27 protein-coding genes are annotated in these 20,991 nt (G+C 68.1%); 16 read left to right on the top strand and 11 right to left on the bottom strand.

The genetic code is table 11. The features are described from left to right. Positions 1-12: 12 nt before the first annotated feature. A complete protein-coding gene (locus tag MJO54_RS16805; protein WP_082957210.1) occupies positions 13-873 on the bottom strand; it encodes an SDR family oxidoreductase in 861 nt (286 codons plus the stop codon). Between the two features lie 181 nt (positions 874-1,054). Here MJO54_RS16805 and MJO54_RS16800 point away from each other — a divergent pair, with 181 nt between their 5' ends. The 3 genes from MJO54_RS16800 to MJO54_RS16790 all read left to right on the top strand — a co-directional run bounded on the left by MJO54_RS16800 (position 1,055) and on the right by MJO54_RS16790 (position 2,704). Next, positions 1,055-1,747, top strand: coding sequence for a TetR/AcrR family transcriptional regulator (locus tag MJO54_RS16800; protein ID WP_240175990.1), 693 nt, complete (start codon positions 1,055-1,057; stop codon positions 1,745-1,747). A gap of 84 nt (positions 1,748-1,831) precedes the next feature. Beyond that, positions 1,832-2,005 carry a CsbD family protein gene (locus tag MJO54_RS16795; protein WP_046284941.1) on the top strand — a complete coding sequence of 58 codons (174 nt, stop codon included), beginning with the start codon at positions 1,832-1,834 and terminating at the stop codon, positions 2,003-2,005. Between the two features lie 192 nt (positions 2,006-2,197). Next, positions 2,198-2,704, top strand: a complete 507-nt coding sequence (locus tag MJO54_RS16790; protein WP_240175205.1) for an anti-sigma factor antagonist — start codon at positions 2,198-2,200, stop codon at positions 2,702-2,704. 16 nt (positions 2,705-2,720) lie between these two features. On the opposite strand, the gene MJO54_RS16785 is transcribed toward MJO54_RS16790, so the two are convergent. Continuing rightward, positions 2,721-3,218 carry an aminoacyl-tRNA deacylase gene (locus MJO54_RS16785; RefSeq protein ID WP_105295853.1) on the bottom strand — a complete coding sequence of 166 codons (498 nt, stop codon included), beginning with the start codon at positions 3,216-3,218 and terminating at the stop codon, positions 2,721-2,723. 203 nt (positions 3,219-3,421) lie between these two features. On the opposite strand from MJO54_RS16785, the gene MJO54_RS16780 reads away from it, so the two are divergent. Continuing rightward, complete coding sequence (locus MJO54_RS16780) at positions 3,422-4,090, top strand: sigma-70 family RNA polymerase sigma factor (RefSeq protein WP_396876254.1); 669 nt, start codon at positions 3,422-3,424, stop codon at positions 4,088-4,090. After that, positions 4,087-4,386, top strand: a complete 300-nt coding sequence (rsrA, locus tag MJO54_RS16775) for a mycothiol system anti-sigma-R factor (RefSeq protein ID WP_046284920.1) — start codon at positions 4,087-4,089, stop codon at positions 4,384-4,386. Before MJO54_RS16780 ends, rsrA begins: the two co-directional genes overlap by 4 nt. Before the next feature lie 100 nt (positions 4,387-4,486). Here rsrA and MJO54_RS23840 read toward each other — a convergent pair whose 3' ends face one another. Continuing rightward, a complete protein-coding gene (locus tag MJO54_RS23840) occupies positions 4,487-4,561 on the bottom strand; it encodes a 50S ribosomal protein bL37 (protein ID WP_011728008.1) in 75 nt (24 codons plus the stop codon). Positions 4,562-4,667: 106 nt separating this feature from the next. Then, positions 4,668-5,123, bottom strand: a complete 456-nt coding sequence (locus MJO54_RS16770; RefSeq protein ID WP_131810356.1) for a hypothetical protein — start codon at positions 5,121-5,123, stop codon at positions 4,668-4,670. A gap of 263 nt (positions 5,124-5,386) precedes the next feature. On the opposite strand from MJO54_RS16770, the gene MJO54_RS16765 reads away from it, so the two are divergent. Then, entirely contained in the window at positions 5,387-5,602 is a 216-nt protein-coding gene (locus MJO54_RS16765; protein ID WP_046284939.1) for a biotin/lipoyl-binding carrier protein, read from the top strand. A 32-nt stretch (positions 5,603-5,634) separates the two neighbouring features. Continuing rightward, complete coding sequence (locus MJO54_RS16760; protein ID WP_064888009.1) at positions 5,635-7,122, top strand: two-component system sensor histidine kinase PdtaS; 1,488 nt, start codon at positions 5,635-5,637, stop codon at positions 7,120-7,122. Between the two features lie 65 nt (positions 7,123-7,187). Here MJO54_RS16760 and MJO54_RS16755 read toward each other — a convergent pair whose 3' ends face one another. Beyond that, positions 7,188-7,442, bottom strand: coding sequence for a WhiB family transcriptional regulator (locus MJO54_RS16755; RefSeq protein WP_024443658.1), 255 nt, complete (start codon positions 7,440-7,442; stop codon positions 7,188-7,190). A 255-nt stretch (positions 7,443-7,697) separates the two neighbouring features. Continuing rightward, positions 7,698-8,663 carry a diacylglycerol/lipid kinase family protein gene (locus tag MJO54_RS16750; RefSeq protein WP_046285541.1) on the bottom strand — a complete coding sequence of 322 codons (966 nt, stop codon included), beginning with the start codon at positions 8,661-8,663 and terminating at the stop codon, positions 7,698-7,700. 13 nt (positions 8,664-8,676) lie between these two features. Between MJO54_RS16750 and MJO54_RS16745 the strand changes: the two genes are divergently transcribed. After that, positions 8,677-9,111: a hypothetical protein gene (locus MJO54_RS16745; RefSeq protein WP_064888006.1), complete on the top strand. Its 435-nt coding sequence runs from the start codon at positions 8,677-8,679 to the stop codon at positions 9,109-9,111. Here MJO54_RS16745 and MJO54_RS16740 read toward each other — a convergent pair. Then, positions 9,071-10,129: an isochorismate synthase gene (locus MJO54_RS16740; RefSeq protein ID WP_240175989.1), complete on the bottom strand. Its 1,059-nt coding sequence runs from the start codon at positions 10,127-10,129 to the stop codon at positions 9,071-9,073. The genes MJO54_RS16745 and MJO54_RS16740 overlap by 41 nt on opposite strands. 59 nt (positions 10,130-10,188) lie before the next feature. Continuing rightward, the gene (locus tag MJO54_RS16735; RefSeq protein ID WP_064888002.1) at positions 10,189-10,794 is read right to left on the bottom strand and encodes an acid phosphatase; all 606 of its coding nucleotides are present in this window, start codon (positions 10,792-10,794) and stop codon (positions 10,189-10,191) included. Between the two features lie 87 nt (positions 10,795-10,881). On the opposite strand from MJO54_RS16735, the gene MJO54_RS16730 reads away from it, so the two are divergent. Further along, entirely contained in the window at positions 10,882-11,673 is a 792-nt protein-coding gene (locus MJO54_RS16730) for a ParA family protein (RefSeq protein WP_434085447.1), read from the top strand. 124 nt (positions 11,674-11,797) lie between these two features. Here the strand turns inward: MJO54_RS16730 and MJO54_RS16720 are convergent, their stop codons facing one another. After that, the gene (locus MJO54_RS16720; RefSeq protein WP_240175203.1) at positions 11,798-13,033 is read right to left on the bottom strand and encodes an Rv3212 family protein; all 1,236 of its coding nucleotides are present in this window, start codon (positions 13,031-13,033) and stop codon (positions 11,798-11,800) included. Positions 13,034-13,047: 14 nt separating this feature from the next. Continuing rightward, complete coding sequence (locus MJO54_RS16715; RefSeq protein WP_046285547.1) at positions 13,048-14,559, bottom strand: DEAD/DEAH box helicase; 1,512 nt, start codon at positions 14,557-14,559, stop codon at positions 13,048-13,050. 255 nt (positions 14,560-14,814) lie between these two features. On the opposite strand from MJO54_RS16715, the gene MJO54_RS16710 reads away from it, so the two are divergent. The 4 genes from MJO54_RS16710 (at position 14,815) to MJO54_RS16690 (ending at position 16,843) form a co-directional block, all read left to right on the top strand. Then, on the top strand, positions 14,815-15,510 hold the full coding sequence (locus tag MJO54_RS16710) for a ferritin-like fold-containing protein (protein WP_046285548.1): 696 nt from the start codon (positions 14,815-14,817) through the stop codon (positions 15,508-15,510). Between the two features lie 121 nt (positions 15,511-15,631). After that, on the top strand, positions 15,632-16,075 hold the full coding sequence (locus MJO54_RS16700) for a helix-turn-helix transcriptional regulator (RefSeq protein ID WP_105295851.1): 444 nt from the start codon (positions 15,632-15,634) through the stop codon (positions 16,073-16,075). 5 nt (positions 16,076-16,080) lie between these two features. Continuing rightward, positions 16,081-16,488 (top strand): VOC family protein, encoded by a 408-nt coding sequence (locus tag MJO54_RS16695; RefSeq protein ID WP_046285550.1) that lies wholly within the window; start codon positions 16,081-16,083, stop codon positions 16,486-16,488. A 100-nt stretch (positions 16,489-16,588) separates the two neighbouring features. Beyond that, positions 16,589-16,843, top strand: a complete 255-nt coding sequence (locus MJO54_RS16690; RefSeq protein ID WP_046285551.1) for a DUF3107 domain-containing protein — start codon at positions 16,589-16,591, stop codon at positions 16,841-16,843. Here MJO54_RS16690 and fasR read toward each other — a convergent pair. Continuing rightward, complete coding sequence (gene fasR / locus MJO54_RS16685) at positions 16,833-17,519, bottom strand: HTH-type transcriptional activator FasR (protein WP_046285552.1); 687 nt, start codon at positions 17,517-17,519, stop codon at positions 16,833-16,835. The genes MJO54_RS16690 and fasR overlap by 11 nt on opposite strands. A gap of 203 nt (positions 17,520-17,722) precedes the next feature. Between fasR and MJO54_RS16680 the strand changes: the two genes are divergently transcribed. From MJO54_RS16680 to MJO54_RS16670, 3 genes are all read left to right on the top strand, one after another. Then, on the top strand, positions 17,723-18,757 hold the full coding sequence (locus tag MJO54_RS16680) for a DUF3152 domain-containing protein (protein WP_064887996.1): 1,035 nt from the start codon (positions 17,723-17,725) through the stop codon (positions 18,755-18,757). A gap of 100 nt (positions 18,758-18,857) precedes the next feature. Next, positions 18,858-20,051, top strand: a complete 1,194-nt coding sequence (gene moeZ, locus MJO54_RS16675; RefSeq protein WP_240175202.1) for an adenylyltransferase/sulfurtransferase MoeZ — start codon at positions 18,858-18,860, stop codon at positions 20,049-20,051. A gap of 68 nt (positions 20,052-20,119) precedes the next feature. Beyond that, on the top strand, positions 20,120-20,974 hold the full coding sequence (locus MJO54_RS16670) for a TIGR02569 family protein (RefSeq protein ID WP_046285554.1): 855 nt from the start codon (positions 20,120-20,122) through the stop codon (positions 20,972-20,974). The last annotated feature ends 17 nt before the right edge of the window (positions 20,975-20,991 follow it).

Raw genomic sequence — 20,991 nt, 5'->3', positions numbered from 1 at the left:
CGCCGCGCGGCGCTAAGGCTGCACGTATCCCGGTGGGTTGACGGTGTCGACCCACAAGTCCACGCCCAGGTCGCTGCCGGGCACACAGTCATAGACCGACAGATCGGTGACGCCGGAGTCCACCAGCACGTCTTCGCACAGCAAGGAATTACCGGTGTATTCGCGGGCGGGCTTGGTCACGATGGCGTATGCGGCGTCGGCGTAGATGTCGGGGGTGCGAGAGCGCGCCATCGCCTCGTCTCCGCCGAGCAGGTTCTGTACCGCTGCGGTCGCGATCATGGTGCGCGGCCAGAGCGTGTTGGAGGCGATACCGTGCCCGCGCAGTTCTTCGGCCATGCCGAGTGCACACAGCGTCATCCCGAACTTGGCCATCATGTAGGCCGTGGGCTTGAGCCATTGGGGCTCCAGCCGGATCGGCGGGGACAGCGTCAGGATGTGCGGGTTGTCGCGGCCGATCATGTGTGGAATGCAGGCCTGCGACACCGCGTAGGTACCGCGCACCTCGATGCCGTTCATCAGATCGAAGCGCTTCAGCGGCACTTCGAGGATCGAGCCGAGGTTGATCGCCGAGGCGTTGTTCACGCAGATATCGATGCCGCCGAACCGTTCGACGGTGGCGGCCACGGCCTCCGCTACGGAGTCTCCGTCACGGATGTCACCGACGATCGGCAGTGCTTGCCCGCCGGCCTCTTCGATTTCGGCGGCCGCGGTGTAGATCGTGCCGTCGAGCTTGGGATGCGGTTCGGCGGTCTTGGCGATCAGCGCGACGTTGGCGCCGTCGCGGGCGGCGCGCTTGGCGATCGCCAGGCCGATGCCACGGCTGGCACCGGAAATGAACATGGTCTTGCCGGAGAGAGGGCCTGAGTTGGGCATGGCTGTCAGCCTATGCCGCGGCGGCCCCACGCGCCGGACCGGCGATCAACGCGGGCCCGATCGCGTCGACCCGGCGCATTCCTACCTGGCAACCGGCTTACGACGTAAACTGAGCCACCAAACGCCACGGAGATGAAGAGGTGGTCTGGTGGATGGCGGGGTGGACGCCGCGGCTGCGGCCATGGGCGACGGCCTGCGCTCGACGTCGCAGTTGAGCCGCGACGGGATCCTGGAAATGGCCATCGGCTTCATTGACCGCCAGGGCCTGTCGAAATTGACCATGCGTGCGCTGGGTGCGGCCTGCGGGGTCGAGGCGATGGCGCTGTACCGCTACGTACACGGCCGTGGCGACCTGCTCAGCGGCGTCGTCGACCACATCATCGACCGGCTCTACGCCGATCAACTCGCGGCGCGGCGCCAGGAGGACGGCTGGCAGGACTACCTCATGCGGCTGGCGCACGGGGTACGCCAGATCGCACTCGACCATCCGGAGGTGTTTCCGCTGGTGGCCACCCAGGCGCCGGAGGCGCCATGGGTTCGGCCGCCGCTGCGCAGCCTGCGCTGGATGGAAAGCTTTCTCGACACGCTGATCTCCTATGGATTCGACGATGCCGCCGCGGTGGCGGCCTACCGCTCCTACACCACGTTCCTGATCGGTCACCTGCTGTTGGAGGTGTCGGCGCGCGGCGCTGAACTGCACCCCGATGAGGCCCTCCTCGATGACAGGGGCGAGCGGTCCGCACGCGACCTGACCGACTACCCGCACCTGCTGCGCCTGCAGCCGATGTTGTCGCAGGACCGCAGCACTGCGGAGTTCGAGGAGGCGCTGGAGGCCATGCTGGATCGGCTCGAACTGCTGCTCGCCCGACGCTGAGGCAAATCGGTCCCGCACGGGTTTACGTTGTAAACATCGTGGGTATAGCTCGTGTTGCAACGCCACATGAGGGAGGAACTCACGATGGGATTGGCAGACAAAGCCAGAAACGCCGCGCAGGATGTCGCGGGCAAGGCCAAAGAAGCCGCCGGCAAGGTCACCGGTGATGACGACCTCAAGAACGAGGGCAAGGCTGACCAGGGGAAGTCGAGCCTGAAGAAGGCCGGCGAGAACGTCAAGGACGCCTTTAGGGACTAGCAAGCGAGAACACCGCCCCGTGCGCCGTTTACGGCGTGCGGGGCGGTGGCGCGTCCGGGTCTCGACGCGGGTTGCGGCGGGACGGCACGACGATCCAAGAAAGCCGCCGTGGAGCGGTTTACAACGTAAACAAACCGGCGTAGCTTCAACCGCATGCAGTTCGGTTTACGCCGTAAACTCAGCCGCTGCTCCGTGTGGCGTCGCAACGGGGCCGGGACGGAGCGAGCGGAAGCGGTTCCGGCCGCCGCGATGACGGGCGGTGGCGTCATTGCCGAGGCGTGCGTCGGCGAGGCGTTCGCCGCCCCGCAGGTCCCTGCGGAAGAAGAGCTGCGTGTCCTGGTGGAGCGTCGTGGCGCAGCGCTGCTGGTTCACGCCGGTGGCAGCGTCGATGCGTCCAACGTCGCCGTCTGGCGGCGCCTGGTCACCGAAGCCGCAGAGGTGGCCACAGCTCCCGGACCGCTGATCATCGATACCAGTGGACTGGAATTCATGGGAATCTGCGCATTCGCGGTGCTGGTCGACGAATCGGCCAGATGCCGCCGGCGTGGCATCCGGCTCTGCCTGGTCAGCGACCAACGGCTCACCGCCCGGGTGGTGGACGCCGCGGGTATCGATGCTGAACTCTCGTTCGCCGCGACCGTCGACGACGTGCTCGGTGACGCACCGCGCGACGATCCCGGTCCGGTCTTGGACGGCTGAACGGTGATCACCGCGGTCACTGCGCCTGAATGTCCGCGGTGATCGCGCCGGTCAACCGGATCAGATCCGCGGGTGCCACCGCCACGTCCCAGCCGCGCTGGCCCGCGCTGCACAGCAGCCGGTCGAAGCCCAGCGCCGAGGTGTCCACCACCGTCGGCAAGGTTTTGCGCTGTCCCAGCGGCGAGATCCCGCCCAGCACGTAACCGGTGGCTCGTTGCGCCGCTTCCGGGTCGGCCATGGCGGCCTTGGGCACCCCCAGGGCAGCGGCGACCGCCTTCAGCGACAGCTTCGCCGGCACCGGCAGCACCGCGACCGCCAGGCCGTGTGGGATCGCGACCACCAACGTTTTGAAGATCTGCTCAGGCCGCACCCCGTTGGGCCCCTCTCCGGCGAGCCGCTCGACGGCTTCGGCTCCGAAAGCGCGCTGGTCCGGTGCATGGTGGTAACGCAGCACCTCATGGGGCACCTGTGCGGCGATCAGGGCCGCGATGGCTCGGGTTGCGGCGCGACTCACCGCGTCAGGATACGGGCGGGAAATAGCGCCATGGCCGACGCTGTTGAGTAAGGCAGTTCGTGTGGTCGCTGCGTCAAGCCGTCGATCACGGCCCTAGGATCGGAAAGGAGTCGCCGATGTCAACGGCGATCGGTCTGCTGGAACGCGATCTATCGGCTGGGCTGGTTGTGGGCACCGCGACAGAAGGGACAGCAGCGATCGAGATGGCTGACGGCGAGAGTGCGCCCGGTACCGGAACCGAAGCTTCGACAGAGGCCAAGGCGCCGGTGCGTTCCGATGAGACCGACGAGCAGCTGACCGCTCGGTTCGAACGCGACGCGATCCCCATGCTCGATCAGCTCTACGGCGGTGCGCTGCGCATGACGCGCAATCCTGCCGATGCCGAGGACCTGCTGCAGGAGACCATGGTCAAGGCCTATGCCGGGTTCCGCTCGTTTCGGGAGGGCACCAACCTCAAGGCGTGGTTGTACCGCATCCTGACCAACACCTACATCAACAGCTACCGCAAGAAGCAACGCACCCCTGCCGAATATCCGACCGACGAGATCACCGACTGGCAGCTGGCAGCCACCGCCGAACACTCGTCGACGGGACTGCGCTCGGCGGAGGTGGAAGCGCTGGAGTCGCTGCCGGACACCGAGATCAAAGAGGCGCTGCAGCAGCTGCCTGAAGAGTTCCGGATGGCGGTGTACTACGCCGACGTCGAAGGATTCCCGTACAAGGAGATCGCCGAGATCATGGATACGCCGATCGGCACGGTGATGTCGCGTTTGCACCGCGGCAGGCGGCAGTTGCGCGGTCTGCTGGCCGATGTAGCCCGCGACCGTGGATTCATTCGCGGCGGTCAGGCTTCCGAGGAGGTGTCGTCGTGACCGAACACTCGCGGGACTGCAACACGCCGCCGGATGCCGGCGGATCCGACGCCAACTGTTCTGAGGTGATCGCCGAAGTATGGACGCTGCTCGACGGCGAATGCACGGCGGAGACCAAGGCCAAACTGCGCCAGCATCTTGAGGAATGCCCGGGTTGCCTGCGGCACTACGGGGTCGAGGAACGGATCAAGACGCTGATCGCCCGCAAGTGCAGTGGTGACAAGGCTCCGCGGCGTCTCTACGAACGGGTGCGGCTGGAGATCAGCCGGACCACGATCATCCACCGCGAGGGCTAAAGCGGGTCACCGGTATGGCCTCACCTAGCCGATAACCGCAGCAAGCCCGGCCAAAGGCCGGGCTTGCAATCAGCTGTGCTGGCGTCGCTGAGCTAACGCTCTAGGCGTTGGGTCGCTTGCCGTGGTTGGCTTTGCTGTGCTTGCGATCGCGCTTCTTGCGGCCACGTTTTGCCATGATTGGCCCTCCTAGCAGGTATTCCGGCTGGCCAGTCTCTCATACCTCCGGGTGTGACGCGGTGGCGGGGCCTGGAATCGGCCCGGCCACCGCGCCTCCGGCAGCCTCAGTGAAAGGTCCGCGCGCCCGCGAGTGTCTGCGGCACGAGCGCCGGTGGGGTCGGCGGGGCCGGCGGGGTTTCGAGCGCGGGCACCGTGGACATGGGTGCACCGGGCGGCGTCAGCGAGCTGACATCGGTCGGCATGATCGAGCCCACCCCTGGCACCACCTTGTTGAGCATGCCGTTGAGGACCTGAAGGAAGGAGTTCGCGGCGTTCACGCCGGCCGCTGAGCTCCCTGCGGCCGATCCGGGCACGCCGAGCGGGCTCGGGGCGCCCAGCGCGTTGGGCACGCCGAGGGGGCTGGGGGTGCCGAGGGGGGCCGGAATCGGCATGGGGTCATCGACCAGTGCCGGCGCCGCTTTGGCGGACGCGACACCGAATCCCAGGGTGGCCAGCGTCATGGCGCCGGCGCAGATCAGTGTCAGCCGCACTCGCGGCCGGGCAAGACGGTTTACAGACAACGCGCTACTCCTCAAGTTCGATGGCGACTCGTGCCGCGTCACGGCGATTTCGTCACGCGTTCAAAACACTCGAGTAACGGTGCTATGCAATTGTCACAGGAGAAACACGACACGATCACGGATCGAACTCTCTAAGTCCTCTTATTTATCTTCGAGTTCGCTTACCCGAGCGCCCTGCCCGATGGCTTGAGGGGGTTGTGGTTCGATAGGGCCTAGCTTTTTTGATGTACGCAATCGTTGACTGGGTGATGAACGAGGTGAAGATGGCCGAGGACGTTCGCGCGGAGATCGTGGCCAGCGTGCTCGAGGTCGTGGTCCACGAGGGCGACCAGATCAACGAGGGCGACACCGTGGTGCTGCTGGAGTCGATGAAGATGGAGATCCCGGTGCTGGCCGAGATCGCGGGCACCATCAGCAAGGTGGCCGTCCAGGTCGGTGACGTGATTCAGGCCGGCGACCTGATCGCCGTGATCAGCTGATCGCTGCCGCAGTGACCGGCGCAAGCTAGCCGATGTCCACCCTCGGTGACCTGCTCGCCGAACACACCGTTCTGCCCGGCAGTGCGGTGGACCACTTGCATGCCGTGGTCGGGGAGTGGCAGCTGCTGGCGGACCTGTCGTTCGCCGACTACCTGATGTGGGTGCGCCGCGACCCCGACGCCGACGGTGCGCTGGTGTGCGTGGCGCAATGCCGGCCCAATACCGCGCCCACGGTGCTGCTGAGCGATGCCGTCGGCACCATCGTCGTGCCGGAGTGGATGCCGCTGGCGGTCGCGGCATTCGAATCGGGTGTCATCGGGCGAGAAGGCATTGCCGGACAACGCAATATGGAAGCAGTGCCGGTGCGGCACGGCGACCGGATTGTGGCCGTGCTGACCCACCAGACCGCGTTGACGGGCGGCAGGGAGTCCAGCCGGTTGGAGGCGGCCTACTTGGACTGCGCGGCAGATCTGGTGCACATGCTCTCCGAGGGCACCTTCCCCGACGTCGGCGACATCGCGGTGTCGCGCTCGAGTCCGCGAGTGGGCGACGGCTTCATCCGGCTGGCCGTCGATGGCACGGTCCGTTACGCCAGCCCGAACGCGGTGTCGGCTTACCACCGGATGGGCCTGGCCGCCGAGCTGGCCGGTCACGACCTGGTCGCCATCACCCGTCCGCTGATCTCCGACCCATTCGAGGCGCACGAGCTGGCCGAACATGTGCGTGAGTCACTGTCGGGCGGATCGAGCATGCGGTTCGAGGTCGACGCGGCCGGGGCGGTGGTGCTGCTGCGTACCCTGCCGCTGATCGTGCACGGCCAGCCGGCGGGGGCGGCGGTGCTGGTTCGAGACGTCACCGAGGTGAAGCGCCGCGACCGCGCGCTGCTCTCCAAGGACGCGACCATTCGAGAGATCCATCATCGGGTGAAGAACAACCTGCAGACCGTGGCGGCGCTGCTGCGACTGCAGGCCCGCCGCACGGCCAGTACTGAGGGCCGCGAGGCGCTGCTGGAGTCGGTGCGGCGGGTGTCGTCGATCGCACTGGTCCACGAGGCGTTGTCGATGTCGGTCGACGAGGTGGTGAACCTCGACAAGGTGATCGACCGCATCCTGCCGATGATGAATGACGTTGCCAGTGTGGATATCCCGATTCATGTCGCCAGGATCGGGTCGATCGGGTCGCTGGACGCCGACCGGGCCACCGCGTTGATCATGGTGATCACCGAACTGGTGCAGAACGCGATCGAGCACGCCTTCGAGGCAGAGGCGGACCGGCGAGCGGTGACCATCCGGGCCGAGCGTTCGGCGCGCTGGCTCGACGTCGTGGTCCACGACGACGGCCACGGGCTTCCCGACGGGTTCCGGCTGGAAACCTCCGACCGGCTCGGCCTGCAGATCGTCAACACGCTGGTCTCAGCGGAGCTCAACGGCTCGCTGACCGCGCAAGACGCGCCAGGCGGTGGGACCGAGATGGTTCTGCGCATTCCGGTCGGTGGTCGCCGGCTGCGTCAGGCGTTGTGAGGCAGGTCCCGACACAAAGCGACGCGGCCCCGACCAGGTCGGGGCCGCGTCGCTCTTGTCTGAGGTCAGACCCCGCTGCGCGCCCGGGTCCGAGCGTTGCGGCGCTTGAGCGCACGCCGCTCGTCTTCGCTCATGCCGCCCCACACGCCGGCGTCCTGGCCGGTCTCCAGCGCCCAGGTCAGGCACTCGGTGACTACCGAGCAACGGGTGCAGACCTGCTTAGCGGAAGCAATCTGGGCGAGAGCCGGCCCGCTGTTTCCCACCGGGAAGAACAGCTCCGGGTCCTCGTCGCGACAGACCGCCTTGTGGCGCCAATCCATAGGTCTCCAACTCCTTACTTTGGGCGCAGCGGGGTGCGCTAGTGCTTTTCGACTGTGTATAAGCGGCGCAAGAAATGATTACGGCTTGCATCCGATCGCTCGATCGTTTCACAGCCTGGACAGATGTCAAGGGTGCGCTTTATCACGTGGCCAAGGTCACGTTTGCGCGGGGCTGCTGCCAGCTTGCCTGCGTAGGTGTACTACAGTGGGCTTAACTGTGCGCTCATCGAGCGAATTGAGCGCTATCTCCGCAGGTCAGCGGACTTTCTCTACCGGAGGGGCGACGACGTCCAGCGCGTCGGGAACCGCCCGGAACGTCATCGTGGTACGTAGCCCGAGATATTCGCCATCGATCTGAGTCGCTATCGGTGTGTCGCCGGCATCCACCCGCAGGGCGAGTACGTCGTCGTCGCGGATGAGCTGTTTGGCGCGCAGCTTGGGCCGTTTCGACAGCATCTGCCGAACTAGCCTCAGCGTGGGTAGGACTTTCATGCTGGTGGTCGCGAACACGCCCATTCCCGACTCGAAGGTGGTGTCGGGGTTGGTCCACACGCACCGCTCGTCGGCATAGGTCCACGGCGCGCAGTTCGAGACGAACACGAAGTGCACCCCTTCGACCGGCTGGTCATCGCCCAGTTGCAGTGTCAACGTCGGCGCCCGGCGGGTAGTGGCCAATACCGCGGGGACCGCCGCGCGGATATAGCGCAGCGGGGTGACGGCGTGGCCCTTCTCGCGTTCGGCTTCCACCGCGGCCACCACCTCGCCGTCGACTCCCATGCCGGCGTTGAGGACCGACCACCGCTCGCCGCAGTCGATGAGACCGATCCGGCGCCACGCGGTACGGCCCGCCGGGTGGTTGATCAACTCGATGAGCTGGTTGGTAGCGGCGATCGGGTCGGCCGCGATGCCCAACGAACGCGCGAACACGTTCGCCGATCCGCCGGGCACCACCGCCACCGCGGGCAGGTGCGCCGGTGGCGGTGAACCAGGTGCCCCGAGCAGGCCGTTGACTACGCCGTGCACCGTCCCATCGCCGCCGTGCGCGATGACCAGGTCAATGCCGTCCCGGGACGCGGCCTGACTGATCTCGATGGCATGGCCGCGATAGTCGGTGTGCACCACGGTCAGGTCGAGGCGGCTCTTGAGCGCGTGGGCGAGCAGGTCGCGCCCCGCCGGCGTAGTGGATGTGGCATTGGGGTTCACGATCAGCACGGCACGCACGGGATCCGAGTCTATGGGCATCGGAGGAGATGGACCGGGTGGTTACGCTGGCGGCGTGAAAGCCGTCGCTGACTCACCGCGCGCTGTACTGGGCGCGGGCCTGATTGTCGCTGTGCAGGGCGCGGCCGCGCTGGTTGTCGCGGTGGTGCTGGTGGCGCGGGCATTGGCCGGCGCGGATCAGCATGACGCCAATGGCTACGGCACCGCAGCATGGTTCGCCTTCGTCGGTGTCGCGGTGTCGGCGGCCGGGTGGGCGCTGCTGCGCGGCCGGCGGGTGGGGCGCGGCATAGCGGTGTTCGCCAATCTGCTGCTGTTGCCGGTCGCCTGGTACCTGGGGGTGGGCTCACACCGCTGGGGCTACGGCGTGGTGGTCGGTGTGGCGGCCGTGGCGGTGCTGGCGGCGTTATTCAGTCCGTCGGCGCTGCGCTGGGCGGAACGACGCCCATAGCCGACAGGATCGTGCCGAACTTCGTCACCGTTTCGGCCAGTTCCTCGTCCGGATCGGATTCGGCGACGATCCCGCCGCCGGCATGGGCCAGCGCGGATCGACGATCGGCGGACAGTTGCGCGCAACGGATCGACACCACCCAGCGGCCGTCGCCGTCGGCGTCGCACCAGCCGACCGCGCCGGCGTAGAAACCCCGGTCGCCCTCCAGCTCGGTGATCAGGTCGACCGCAGCGGCGGTAGGAATTCCGCCGACGGCGGCGGTCGGGTGCAGTGCCAGTGCCAAATCCAGTGCAGTGGTGGAGGAGTCGCGCAGCCGGCCGGTGATCGGCGTGTTCAGGTGCCACACCGCGGAGGTACTGCTGAGCTGCGGCTCCGGCGCGACATCGAGTTCGGTGCACAGTGGGCCGAGGGCCGCACGCAGCTGATCGACGACCAACTGATGCTCGTGGCGGTTCTTGCCGGACTCGGCCAGTGCGGCTCCGTTGGCAGCGTCGACTTGCGCGTCGGGGGAGCGGGGCGCCGAACCGGCGAAGGGCCGGCAGGTGACCCGGTCGCCTTCGCGGGCAACCAGCAGTTCAGGACTGGCGCCCACCAGGGCTGTGCCGGCGTAGGGCTGTCCGGCCGCACTCAGGTCGACCAGATAGCCGTAGCCGCTCGGATCGGCGGTGATCAACCGGTGTAAGAGTGTGCCGGCATCCAGCGGGGCATCGGCGGCCAGGCGCAGCCCGCGGGCCAACACCACCTTGTGCAGGGCACTGCGCGACGCGGTCAGTTCGTCCAGGGCCCGGCGGATCCGGGCTCGATGCTCGTCGGGCTGCGGAATCTGCGCGACGATGCGGACCGCCGGAAGTGCCGCGCCGCCTGCGAGCGCCAGCGCGTCGTCGCGTCGCACCTCGCGCGGGACGAACAGGGCCGCGGCAGCATCAGGGCGGAAAGGCAACGCCCCCACCACTATTGGTGCTTGCCCACAGGACAATGCGGCCTGGGCGGCGGCGACATCGGCGAAACCGGCTGTCATCGCGTCGGCCGACAGCGTCCCGGAGGGCCCGGAAAGGACGAACGTCGGTGGCAGTGTTGTCACAGCCCTGCGGCCTGAGGTCCGGTCAGACCGAGCGCGATGAGCTGGCGCACCCCGTGCTCGAAGCCGCACACGGCCATTGAGGCCGCGGCCATCGCGAAACGCGCTCCGGCGGCCAACGGCAGCTCCAGCCACCGCGTGATCACCGCCCGGGAGAAGTGGCCGTGTCCGACGAACACCACATCACGTGAGGGGAGTTGCCGCAGCGCCGACGCAACCATCCGGTCGGCGCGGTCGCTGACCTGCGCCACCGTCTCACCGCCAGCACTGCCGAGTGTCCAGATCAGCCAGTCGGGTTCGGATTCGCGGATCTGCGCGGTGGTCAGCCCTTCGTAGCGGCCGTAGTCCCACTCGGCGAGGTCGTCGGAGATCTCGTCGACGTGCAGTCCGGCCAGCTCGGCGGTCACCTGGGCGCGGCGGCGCGGGCTGCAGATCACCAGCGGGTTGTCCAACGCAAGCTTTGTCAGCGTTGCGCGGGCGGCGAGGGCTTGGCGCCGGCCCACCTCGGTCAACTCCAGATCGGTGCGCCCGGTGTGCCGACCGCTTTGGGACCACTCGGTTTCCCCGTGGCGCAGCAGCAGAAGTCGGTGCTCCTCGATCCCCACGCCCGTCGATTCTGCCCGACGGCGGACACCGAGCGGCGTTTGGTGCTCCGTGGAGCCAAGCCGTGCCAGTATGTCGGTGTGACGGGGATGCGGATCTTGGCGGTTGCCAACCAGAAAGGCGGCGTGGCCAAGACCACGACGGTGGCTTCGCTGGGTGCGGCGATGGCCGAGCTGGGTCGGCGGGTGTTGCTGGTCGACCTCGACCCGCAGGGCTGCCTGACCTTCTCCCTGGGCCACGACCCCGACAAGCTGCCGGTGTCGGTGCACGAGGTGCTGCTGGGCGAGGTGGAGCCCAACACGGCGTTGGTACCGACCGACGAGGGGATGACCCTGCTGCCGGCCAACATCGACCTGGCCGGCGCCGAGGCGATGCTGCTGATGCGCGCCGGCCGCGAGTATGTCCTGGCGCGGGCGCTGGCCAAGCTGGAAGACGAGTTCGATGTGGCGGTCATTGACTGTCCGCCGTCGTTGGGCGTGCTGACCCTCAACGGTCTCACCGCGGCCGGCGAGGTGATCGTGCCCCTGCAATGCGAGACCCTGGCGCATCGAGGCGTCGGCCAGTTCTTGCGCACCGTGTCGGACGTCCAGCAGATCACCAACCCCAAGCTGCACCTGTTGGGGGCCCTGCCGACGCTCTACGACTCGCGCACCACCCATAGTCGCGACGTGTTGCTCGACATCGCCGACCGCTACGAGCTGCCGGTACTGGCTCCGCCGATCCCGCGGACGGTGCGTTTCGCCGAGGCCAGCGCATCGGGCGCCTCAGTGATCGCCGGACGCAAGAACAAGGGCGCGCAGGCCTATCGGCAGCTGGCCGAGGCGTTGCTCAAGTACTGGAAGAACGGCAAGACGCTGCCCACCTTCACCCCAGAGATCTAGCGGGTCGCCGCCATCAGCCCAGCGGTGATCGCGAGCGCGGCGGAGCCGGGCGAAGCGGGTCGCCGCCATCAGCCCAGCGGTGATCGCGAGCGCGGCGGAGCCGGGCGAAGCGGGTCGCACGCCATCAACCCAGCGCGACGACGGTGTCGCCGCGCTGCTCCAACACCGTCGGACCCGACACCGCCGGAAACACCGTCGACACCCCGGGCGGGCGGCTGACCGGGATGATGCGTTCAGGCGCGCCGGTGTCCTGGTCGAAGACGCCGACCCCGTCGGTCACCGGGATCAGTAGGCGGTCGGCCATTCGTACCGCCGGCCCCAACGGAACCGCGGCGCCGGATGCCGGAACGGTGTAGCGGTAGGTCAGCGTTCCGGAGTCGAACACCATCACGGCGTCGCCGGTCCACCAGCAGATCAACCCGGTGGGCCGCGAGACCGGCAATGTGGCGCTGGCGGCGGTGGGTTTGGCCGGCAGCATGGTCTTGGCGATCGTGGTGCCGGTCTGGTCGACGACCTCGATCCGGGGCTGCGGGGTGGGCAGATAGACCGCGGTGTTGGCGCCGGCGTCGGAGTCGGTCACCGCAAGCACCCGCGCGCCGGAGTCCGCGGTCACGCCGCGTTCGGCGATGTGCTGGGTCTCCGGCTCGTCTTCCTCCTTGCCCGCGCGCAGCAGGGTCAGTTGCAGATCGGACTGGCCCGCGCAGGACTCCAGTACCGAGACCGCCGAGGAGGCCGCCGCCGCCGAGATCAGGGTGCAGCCCTGTCCGCGGCCGCGCGCCGAGGGTTTCACCCGAGCGTCGATCTCCCCGTAAGACATCACTCGAACCAGGTCCGAACGCCACAGTTCCAAGCGGGTGGAGCCGGCAGAGAGCACCGCGCTGCCCTCGGAGGAGACCCGCACGGCCCGGTCGGCGTAGCTGGTGCGGGCCGGGCCGCGTAGGCCGTCGGCGGCGACAACCGCGCTGACCTGGCCGCACCCGCGGGAGTCGGGATAGACAGCGACGGCGTAACGGTAGATCCAGGACACCGCGCACAGGTCGACGTCGCGGGAGTAGCTCCAGCGCTCCTCCCCGGTGGCCGGGTCACGTCCGCTCATCCGCGGACCGTCACCGGTGATCACCGTGCCGGAGACCAACACCGGGGCCCAGGTTGCCGGGCTGGCCGCTGTCCACAGCTGCGACAGCGCCGCGGGCACCATCGCCGCCGATGGGGGATTGGTCGCCGAGTCCGATGCCGGCCGGCTGATCGTGGCGCGGGCATCGCTGGTCCACCAGATGACCACTCCGACGACGACGATCACGACCGCGATCAGGGCCGCCGCGACCAGATCACCGGAGGTGCGGCGCTCGGGTCGCACCATCTGGGCGGCCTAACTCAGCTGCCGTTCGCGGCAGCGGCCGCGGTCTTGTTCGGGCGGCGGCGGCGGCGACGCCGCGGCGCACTGGGCCCAGTGGTCTCGCTGGGCGCGGCGGTGCCGGCCTCACCCGACTCGACGCTCTGCGGGGCGCCGTCGGCGGCGTTCGCCTGACCACCCCGGGTGCGGCGGCGAGACCGGTTCGGGTTGCGGGGCGCACGCTCGCGGTCCGCCGCGGTCTCACGGGTTTCGTCGTCGGACCGCTTGGCCGGTGACCGGCGTGCCTTGCCGATCGAGCCGCCGGCGTCGGTGGGAATGTTCAGCTCGGTGAACAGGTGCGGGGAGCTCGAGTAGGTCTCCGCGGGATCCGGGCAGCACAGGTTGAGAGCCTTGTCGATCATCGTCCAGCGGGCCAGCTCGTCCCAGTCGACCAAGGTGACCGCGACGCCGGTGCGCCCGGCCCGGCCGGTGCGGCCGATGCGGTGCACGTAGGTCTTCTCGTCGTCGGGGCACTGGTAGTTGATGACGTGGGTGACGTCGTCGATGTCGATGCCGCGGGCGGCCACATCGGTGGCGACCAGAACGTCGATGTCACCGCCGCGGAACTGCTTCAGGGCCTTCTCCCGGGCCACCTGGCCCAGGTCGCCGTGCACCGCGCCCACCTTGAACCCGCGCTCACCCAGGTCGTCGGCGACCTTCTGGGCGGTCCGCTTGGTGCGGGTGAAGATCATCGTGGCGCCGCGGCCGCGGGCCTGCAGCACCCGCGCCACCAGTTCGGCCTTGTCCAGCGCGTGGGCCCGGTAGACGAACTGCTCGGTGGCGTCGTGCACCGCCGAGGAGTGCGGCGCCTCGGCGCGGATGTGGGTGGGCTGGTTCATGAAGCTGCGGGCCAGCGTGATGATCGGTCCCGGCATGGTGGCCGAGAACAGCATCGACTGCCGGTCGTCGGGGATGCGAGACAAGATGCGCTCGATGTCGGGCAAGAAGCCCAGGTCCAGCATTTCGTCGGCCTCGTCGAGCACCAGCACCGACAGGCCGCCCAGCTGCAGGTGTCCCTGCTGGGCCAGGTCGAGCAGCCGGCCCGGAGTGCCCACCACCACGTCGGCGCCGGCCTGCAGCGCCTCGATCTGCGGCTCGTAGGGTCGACCGCCGTAGATGGCCTGCACCGAGAGGGGACGGTCCCCGGCGGTCAGGTACTTGGCCGCGTCGGCCAGGTCGCCGGAGACCTGGATGCACAGCTCACGGGTGGGCACCACGACCAACGCTCGCGGTGCGCCGGTCAGCGGCCGGTCCGGGCTGGTGGTGACCCGCTGCAGCAGCGGGATGCCGAAGCCGTAGGTCTTGCCCATGCCGGTGCGGGCCTGGCCGATCAGGTCGTCGCCGGCCAGGGCCAGCGGCAACGTCAGCTCCTGGATCGCGAAGGCGTGCTCGATACCGTCCTCGGCCAGTGCGCGGACGATCTCGTCGCGAACGCCCAGTTCGGCGAAGCTCGGAGGGGTAGTGGGAACGGTGGTAGAGATCAGTGGGGTCATGCGCGGGCAGATGCCTTTCGAAGTCGGCGCGGTATGTCAGTCGATCGCGGTGCGGGTCGGGGCGCACACACTGGAGACGGTCGATACTTTGCCCATTTTCGAAGGCACCGCCGGGGGCCCTGCACTCGCCGAGGAGGCGGGCCAACCACGTGTACGCACATTGCGCGGCAGCGCCGAACAGGCACTGCCTGGGGCTCATACTACCTGGTCGGGCCGGGCAACGGTCCATCGCCGCGGAACGCATACAGTGTGGTGATGAATTCGGTTCCCTCCGCCGACGCGGAAGCGCAGTCTTCCCCGCCGCGGCTGTCCGCCGATCATCCCGGTGTCAACGAGCTCTTCGCGGTACTGGCCTATGGCGAGGTGGCCGCGTTCTATCGGCTCACCGACGAAGCCCGGATGGCGCCCGATCTGCGCGGCCGGATCTCGATGGCGGCGATGGCCGCCGCGGAGATGGGCCACTTCGAACTGCTCCGCGAAGCGCTTGAGTGCCGCGGCGTCGACGTGGTCGCGGCGATGTCGAAATACGCTACCGCCCTTGACAATTACCATCGGCTGACGATGCCCAGCACCTGGCTGGAGGCATTGGTCAAGACCTATATCGGCGACGCGATGGCCGCCGACTTCTACCTGCAGATCGCCGACGGGCTGCCTGACGAGGTGGGCGATGTGGTGCGTGCGGTGCTCGCCGAGACCAAGCATTCGCAGTTCGTCGTCGACGAGGTGCGCGGCGCGGTGACAGCCAGCGCCAAACAGCGCAGCCGGCTGGCGTTGTGGTCGCGTCGCCTGCTCGGGGAGGCGATCACCCAGGCCCAGTACGTGTTGGCCGACCGCGACGAACTCGTCGACCTGGTGGTGTCGGGGGCGGCCGGGCTGGCCCAGCTGGCCGGGTTCTTCGATCGCCTCCAACACACCCACGACGAACGCATGCGCGAGCTGGGCCTGGCTTAGGTGGGTTAGCGGCGATCGCGAGCGCGGCGGAGCCGGGCGAAGCGGGTCGTCGCCATGGGATAGCGGCGATCGCGAGCGCGGCGGAGCCGGGCGAAGCGGGTCGTCGCGATAATGTCAGCGCGTGACCGGCGGGCATGCCCAGGATCTGCGCGACCTGGCGCGGCTGCGGCGCGTCCGGGACCGGATCGACCGCGACTACGCCCAACCGCTGAACCTGGAGGCACTGGCGCGCGACGTGCACCTGTCCACCGGGCACCTGTCGCGACAATTCAAGCTCGCCTACGGCGAATCGCCGTACTCGTACCTGATGACCCGGCGGATCGAACGCGCGATGGCACTGCTGCGGCGCGGCGATATGAGCGTCACCGAGGTCTGCTTCGCGGTGGGCTGCTCATCGCTGGGGACCTTCAGTACGCGCTTCACCGAACTCGTCGGAATGCCACCCAGCCGCTATCGGGCGGAGACCATGCACCTCACGGAGGGCATCCCGTCGTGCCTGGAAAAACAGGTCACCAGACCGATCAGGAATCGAGAAGCCCCAACCGGCGCGCTGCCCCTACCGTGACCGATATGGATATCACCATTCATTCGAGTTTCCTGCCGCACGACGACCCGGAGGCCTCCCTGGCCTTCTACCGCGACGCGCTGGGCTTCGAGGTGCGCCTAGACGTCGGAAAAGGAAAAATGCGGTGGATCACGGTCGGTCCCCCCAAGCAGCCCGATACCTCGATCGTTCTGTGCCCGCCGGCGGCCAACCCCGGGGTTACCGACGCTGAGCGCCGCGTCATCGCCGAAATGATGGCCAAGGGGACCTACGGCACGCTGCTGCTGGCCTCCGACGACCTTGACGGCACGTTTGACCGGTTGCAGGCGAAGGACGCTGAAGTGGTCCAAGAGCCCACGCAACAGCCATATGGCGTGCGGGACTGCGCGTTCCGTGATCCCGCCGGCAATATGGTCCGTATTCAGCAGCGCTGAAAAGTCCGTTATCGCCGAGGGCGAACGGCCGGTGCGCACCAACCGGGCCCCCGTCCACTAGCCTGCTTAGCAACGCCCAACGCAAACGAAAGGGGCAGGCGTGGAGGTCAAGATCGGGGTCACCGACAGCGCGCGCGAACTGGTCATCAACAGTGCGCAGACGCCCGATGAGGTCGAGAAGCTGGTCGGCGCCGCGTTGGGCAAGGGCGCAGACGGTGCTGGACTGCTCGCCCTCACCGACGAGAAGGGCCGCCGATTCCTGGTGCAGGCCGCCAAGATCGCCTACGTGGAGATCGGTGTCGCCGACAGCCGGCGGGTCGGTTTCGGGATCGGTGCTGACGCCGCTACCGGGTAAGGGGCACGTGTGACAGCCCGCCCCAGGCGAACGCCACCGTCCCGTCGACGGCGTCGTCCTTGGAGATCGGGCGGTCACTGTCCAGCCAGTACCGGGCGCAGTCGACGCTGATCGCGACCAGCCCGACCGCGACCATCCGGGCGCGGTGCGGGTCCAGGCCGGAGTCGTGGCTGACCAGGTCGAAAATCGCGTCGATGCAGGACTCGGTGGCCACTCGCACCTGAACCGCGACCTGCGGCTCGGCAACGTTGTCGTTCTCGAAGATCAGCCGATAGCCCTGGCTGTCGTGCTCGATGAAGTCGAAGAAAGCCTGCACCGCCGACCGCAGCCGCTGCCGGTTGTCGGTGGTGGTCCGCAATGCTTGACGGACGCCGGAGACCAGGTTCTCCACGTGCCGGGCCAGCACCGCCAGGTACAGCTCCAGTTTCGACGCGAAGTGCTGGTAGAGGATCGGTTTGCTGACCCCGGCCCGCTCGGCGATCTCATCCATGCCGGCTGCGTGGTAGCCGCGGTCGACGAATACATCACTGGCGGCGATCAGCAGCTGACCCCGGCGCTCGTCGCGGGGGAGCCGGCTGCCTCGACGGCCGCCGGTGGTCGCCGCCTTGGCGCCGCTCGAGCGGCGGCCGGTCGGCTGAGCGCCGTCCCGCTCTGCCGTGTCGATCGGTTTGCTCATCGACTCCTCAATCTGGTTCGGCCGGCGCCTGGGACCTGGGTCCGCGACGGCCGGTGCGTGAGAGCGAGACTACGCGCTGCGCCCGTCACTTCCACCAGCGACATCCGACAATCGGCCGTCGATCGCCATTTCGAACTCCTCGCAGCGCACCTCCTGGCGTGCCGCAGAGTCCCAGCTCGCAGACCTTGTGCCATTCTGGGACGGTGACCTACGACCCGGGGCGGAGCGGCGGCGGTCGAGCCCCGGTGCTGCGGGATCGCTTCCGAGAGCCCCTGCGCGCCCAGCGTGACCCGCTCGCGGCCGGTGCTGGGCGGTTGCGGTCTGACCGTGATGTGCACCGCCAGTGGCGCAAGCAGACCTGGCTGGGCAGGTTCGTGTCCACCTACGGCTGGCGCGCCTATGCGCTGCCGGTGCTCATGGCTCTGACCGTCGTGGTGGTGTATCAGACGGTGACCGGCACCGGAGTGCGCACCCAGGCCGCCGACGACACGGTCCAGGGGCCGCCGACGATCGGATCGGCGGGCACCTCGATCATCGGCGCACCACCGCGTGGCCTCACCGAGTTCGACGTCAACCTGCCGACCGGGGTGCTGCCCAACGGCGGCCCGTTCACCGAAGCCGGCGACATGTCCTGGCACGTCATTCCGGGTACGGAGCCGGAGTTCGGACAGGGCACCGAGAAGGTGTTCGCCTACACCATCGAGGTGGAGAACGGCATCGATACCACCGCATTCGGCGGCGACGAGGCGTTCGCCCGGATGGTCGACCAGACCCTGCGTAACCCCAAGGGATGGACGCACACCCCGCAGATCGGCTTCGTGCGGGTGGACGGCACGAGCCCGATTGCTCCTGATTTCCGGATCTCGCTGACGTCGCCGATCACGGTCCGGGAGGGCTGCGGCTACGAGATTCCGCTGGAGGCGTCCTGCTACAACCCGTCCTACGGGGCCAAGTCGGAGCCGCGGGTGTTCATCAACGAAGCCCGCTGGGTTCGCGGTGCCGTGCCCTTCCAGGGCGACATCGGGTCCTACCGGCAGTACCTGATCAACCACGAGGTCGGCCACGCCATCGGCTACCAGCACCATGAGCCGTGCGATAAGCAGGACGGGCTGGCGCCGGTGATGATGCAGCAGACGTTCGGCACCTCTAACGACGACGCGGCGAAGTTCGACCCGGACTGGGTCAAGCCCGACGGGAAGACCTGCCGCTTCAACCCCTGGCCGTCTCCGATTGCCTGAGCGGGTCGGCTGCCTTTCGGGAAGCTTCGCCCGCGGTTTGTCGTTGCCCCCACCAGCTGCTGTGATGGGTTGGCGGACGCGACGTTGAGGAGATTGCCCGGTGCCGATATCACTGCCGCCGCTGGTGGAGCCGGCCGGCGAGCTGACCAGGGATGAAGTAGCGCGCTACAGCCGCCACTTGATCATTCCCGATGTCGGCGTGCAGGGGCAGAAGCGACTCAAGAACGCCCGCGTGCTGGTGATCGGCGCCGGCGGGCTAGGCGCGCCGACTCTGCTGTATCTGGCCGCCGCCGGCGTCGGCACCCTCGGGATCGTCGACTTCGACGTCGTCGAAGAGTCGAACCTGCAGCGCCAGGTCATCCACGGGGTCTCCGACATCGGCCGCACCAAAGCCGAAAGCGCCCGGGACTCGATTGCCGAGGTCAATCCGCTCGTACGGGTGCAGCTGCACCAGGTGCGGCTGGAGGCGTCCAACGCCGTCGAACTGTTCGCGCAGTACGACCTGATCCTGGACGGCACCGACAACTTCGCCACCCGCTACCTGGTCAACGACGCGGCGGTGTTGGCGCACAAGCCCTACATCTGGGGCTCGATCTACCGCTTCGAGGGCCAGGTGTCGGTGTTCTGGGAGGACGCGCCAGCCGACGAGGACGGCAATGAGCGCGGCCTCAACTACCGCGACCTGTACCCCGAACCCCCGCCGCCGGGAATGGTGCCGTCGTGCGCCGAGGGCGGTGTGCTCGGGGTGCTGTGCGCCTCGATCGGGTCGGTGATGGGCACCGAAGCGATCAAGCTGATCACCGGTATCGGAGAATCGCTGCTGGGGCGGCTGATGATCTACGACGCGTTGGAGATGAGCTACCGCACCATTGCGATCCGCAAGGACCCCGCCACACCGACGATCACCGAGTTGGTCGACTACGACGCGTTCTGCGGCGTGGTTGCCGAGGAGGACGCCGCCGCGGCCGCCGGGTCCACGATCACTCCCGCCGAGCTGCGTGAGCTGCTGGACTCCGGGCAACAGCTGGCACTGATCGACGTGCGCGAGCCGGGAGAGTGGGCGATCAACCGCATCGAGGGTGCCCAGTTGGTCCCGCAATCGACGATCAACACCGGTGAGGGCCTGGCGAAGCTCCCGCAGGACCGAATGTCGGTGCTGTACTGCAAGACCGGGGTCCGTTCGGCCCAGGCCCTAGCCACCGTGAAGAAGGCCGGCTTTGCCAACGCGGTCCACCTGCAGGGGGGAATTGTGGCGTGGGCCAAGCAGATGCAGCCCGACATGGTCATGTACTAGCGGTTTATGCGGTGACCCGCCGCGCCCGGCTCCGCCGCGCTCGCGATCACCGCGGCTAGTCTTATCGCGTGACCATCGAGCCGCCGCCCGAACATGTGCTGGCGACGTTCGGTATTCGCAACGTTTCACCCACACCGCTTGGGGCCGGCTGGGAAGACGGCTGGAAGTGCGGGGAAGTGGTCCTGTCGATGGTCGCCGACCATGCCAGGGCCGCGTGGTCGGCGAAAGTACGCGAGACCCTGTTCGCTGACGGCATCCGCCTGGCCCGCCCGGTGCGCTCCACCGACGGACGCTACGTGGTGTCGGGTTGGCGGGCGGACACCTTCGTCGGCGGCTGCCCCGAACCGCGCCATGACGAGGTGGTCTCGGCGGCGGTTCGGCTGCACGAAGCCACCTCCAAGTTGGAGCGGCCCCGATTCTTGACCCAGGCGCCGGTGGCGCCGTGGGCCGACGTCGACGTGTTCATCGCCGCGGACCGGGCGGCCTGGGAGGAACGCCCGTTCGCCTCGCTGCAGGCCGGTGCACGGCTGGCACCGGGCTCGGTGGACGGTCAGCGGTCGATCGACCTGATCAACCAGTTGGCCACCTTGCGCAAACCCACCAAGAGTCCCAGCCAGTTGGTGCACGGCGACCTGTACGGCACGGTGCTGTTCTCCGGCGCCGCGGCGCCCGGTATCACCGATATCACGCCCTACTGGCGGCCCGCCTCGTGGGCTGCCGGGGTGGTGGTGGTCGATGCCCTCTCGTGGGGTGACGCCGACGACGGGCTGATCGAGCGGTGGGAAACACTGCCCGAGTGGCCGCAGATGTTGCTGCGCGCGTTGATGTTCCGCCTTGCCGTACACGCGCTGCATCCGCGCTCGACCGAGGAGGCGTTCCCCGGGCTGGCCCGCACGGCCGCGTTGGTCCGCCTGGCGCTCTAGCTTTCTCGCTTCGCTTA

The organism is Mycolicibacter virginiensis, assembly GCF_022374935.2.
Taxonomy (GTDB): domain Bacteria; phylum Actinomycetota; class Actinomycetes; order Mycobacteriales; family Mycobacteriaceae; genus Mycobacterium; species Mycobacterium virginiense.
This window is presented reverse-complemented; position numbering and strand designations above follow the sequence as displayed.

Bases quoted from the DNA above. Each gene is read 5' to 3' on its own strand.
- MJO54_RS16805 (WP_082957210.1), bottom strand. From the start codon at position 873: ATGCCCAACTCAGGCCCTCTCTCCGGCAAGACCATGTTCATTTCCGGT.
- MJO54_RS16800 (WP_240175990.1), top strand. From the start codon at position 1,055: ATGGGCGACGGCCTGCGCTCGACGTCGCAGTTGAGCCGCGACGGGATC.
- MJO54_RS16795 (WP_046284941.1), top strand. From the start codon at position 1,832: ATGGGATTGGCAGACAAAGCCAGAAACGCCGCGCAGGATGTCGCGGGC.
- MJO54_RS16780 (WP_396876254.1), top strand. From the start codon at position 3,422: ATGGCTGACGGCGAGAGTGCGCCCGGTACCGGAACCGAAGCTTCGACA.
- MJO54_RS16765 (WP_046284939.1), top strand. From the start codon at position 5,387: ATGGCCGAGGACGTTCGCGCGGAGATCGTGGCCAGCGTGCTCGAGGTC.
- MJO54_RS16760 (WP_064888009.1), top strand. From the start codon at position 5,635: ATGTCCACCCTCGGTGACCTGCTCGCCGAACACACCGTTCTGCCCGGC.
- MJO54_RS16755 (WP_024443658.1), bottom strand. From the start codon at position 7,442: ATGGATTGGCGCCACAAGGCGGTCTGTCGCGACGAGGACCCGGAGCTG.
- MJO54_RS16745 (WP_064888006.1), top strand. From the start codon at position 8,677: ATGGGCATCGGAGGAGATGGACCGGGTGGTTACGCTGGCGGCGTGAAA.
- MJO54_RS16740 (WP_240175989.1), bottom strand. From the start codon at position 10,129: ATGACAGCCGGTTTCGCCGATGTCGCCGCCGCCCAGGCCGCATTGTCC.
- MJO54_RS16730 (WP_434085447.1), top strand. From the start codon at position 10,882: ATGCGGATCTTGGCGGTTGCCAACCAGAAAGGCGGCGTGGCCAAGACC.
- MJO54_RS16720 (WP_240175203.1), bottom strand. From the start codon at position 13,033: ATGGTGCGACCCGAGCGCCGCACCTCCGGTGATCTGGTCGCGGCGGCC.
- MJO54_RS16715 (WP_046285547.1), bottom strand. From the start codon at position 14,559: ATGACCCCACTGATCTCTACCACCGTTCCCACTACCCCTCCGAGCTTC.
- MJO54_RS16710 (WP_046285548.1), top strand. From the start codon at position 14,815: ATGAATTCGGTTCCCTCCGCCGACGCGGAAGCGCAGTCTTCCCCGCCG.
- MJO54_RS16695 (WP_046285550.1), top strand. From the start codon at position 16,081: ATGGATATCACCATTCATTCGAGTTTCCTGCCGCACGACGACCCGGAG.
- fasR (WP_046285552.1), bottom strand. From the start codon at position 17,519: ATGAGCAAACCGATCGACACGGCAGAGCGGGACGGCGCTCAGCCGACC.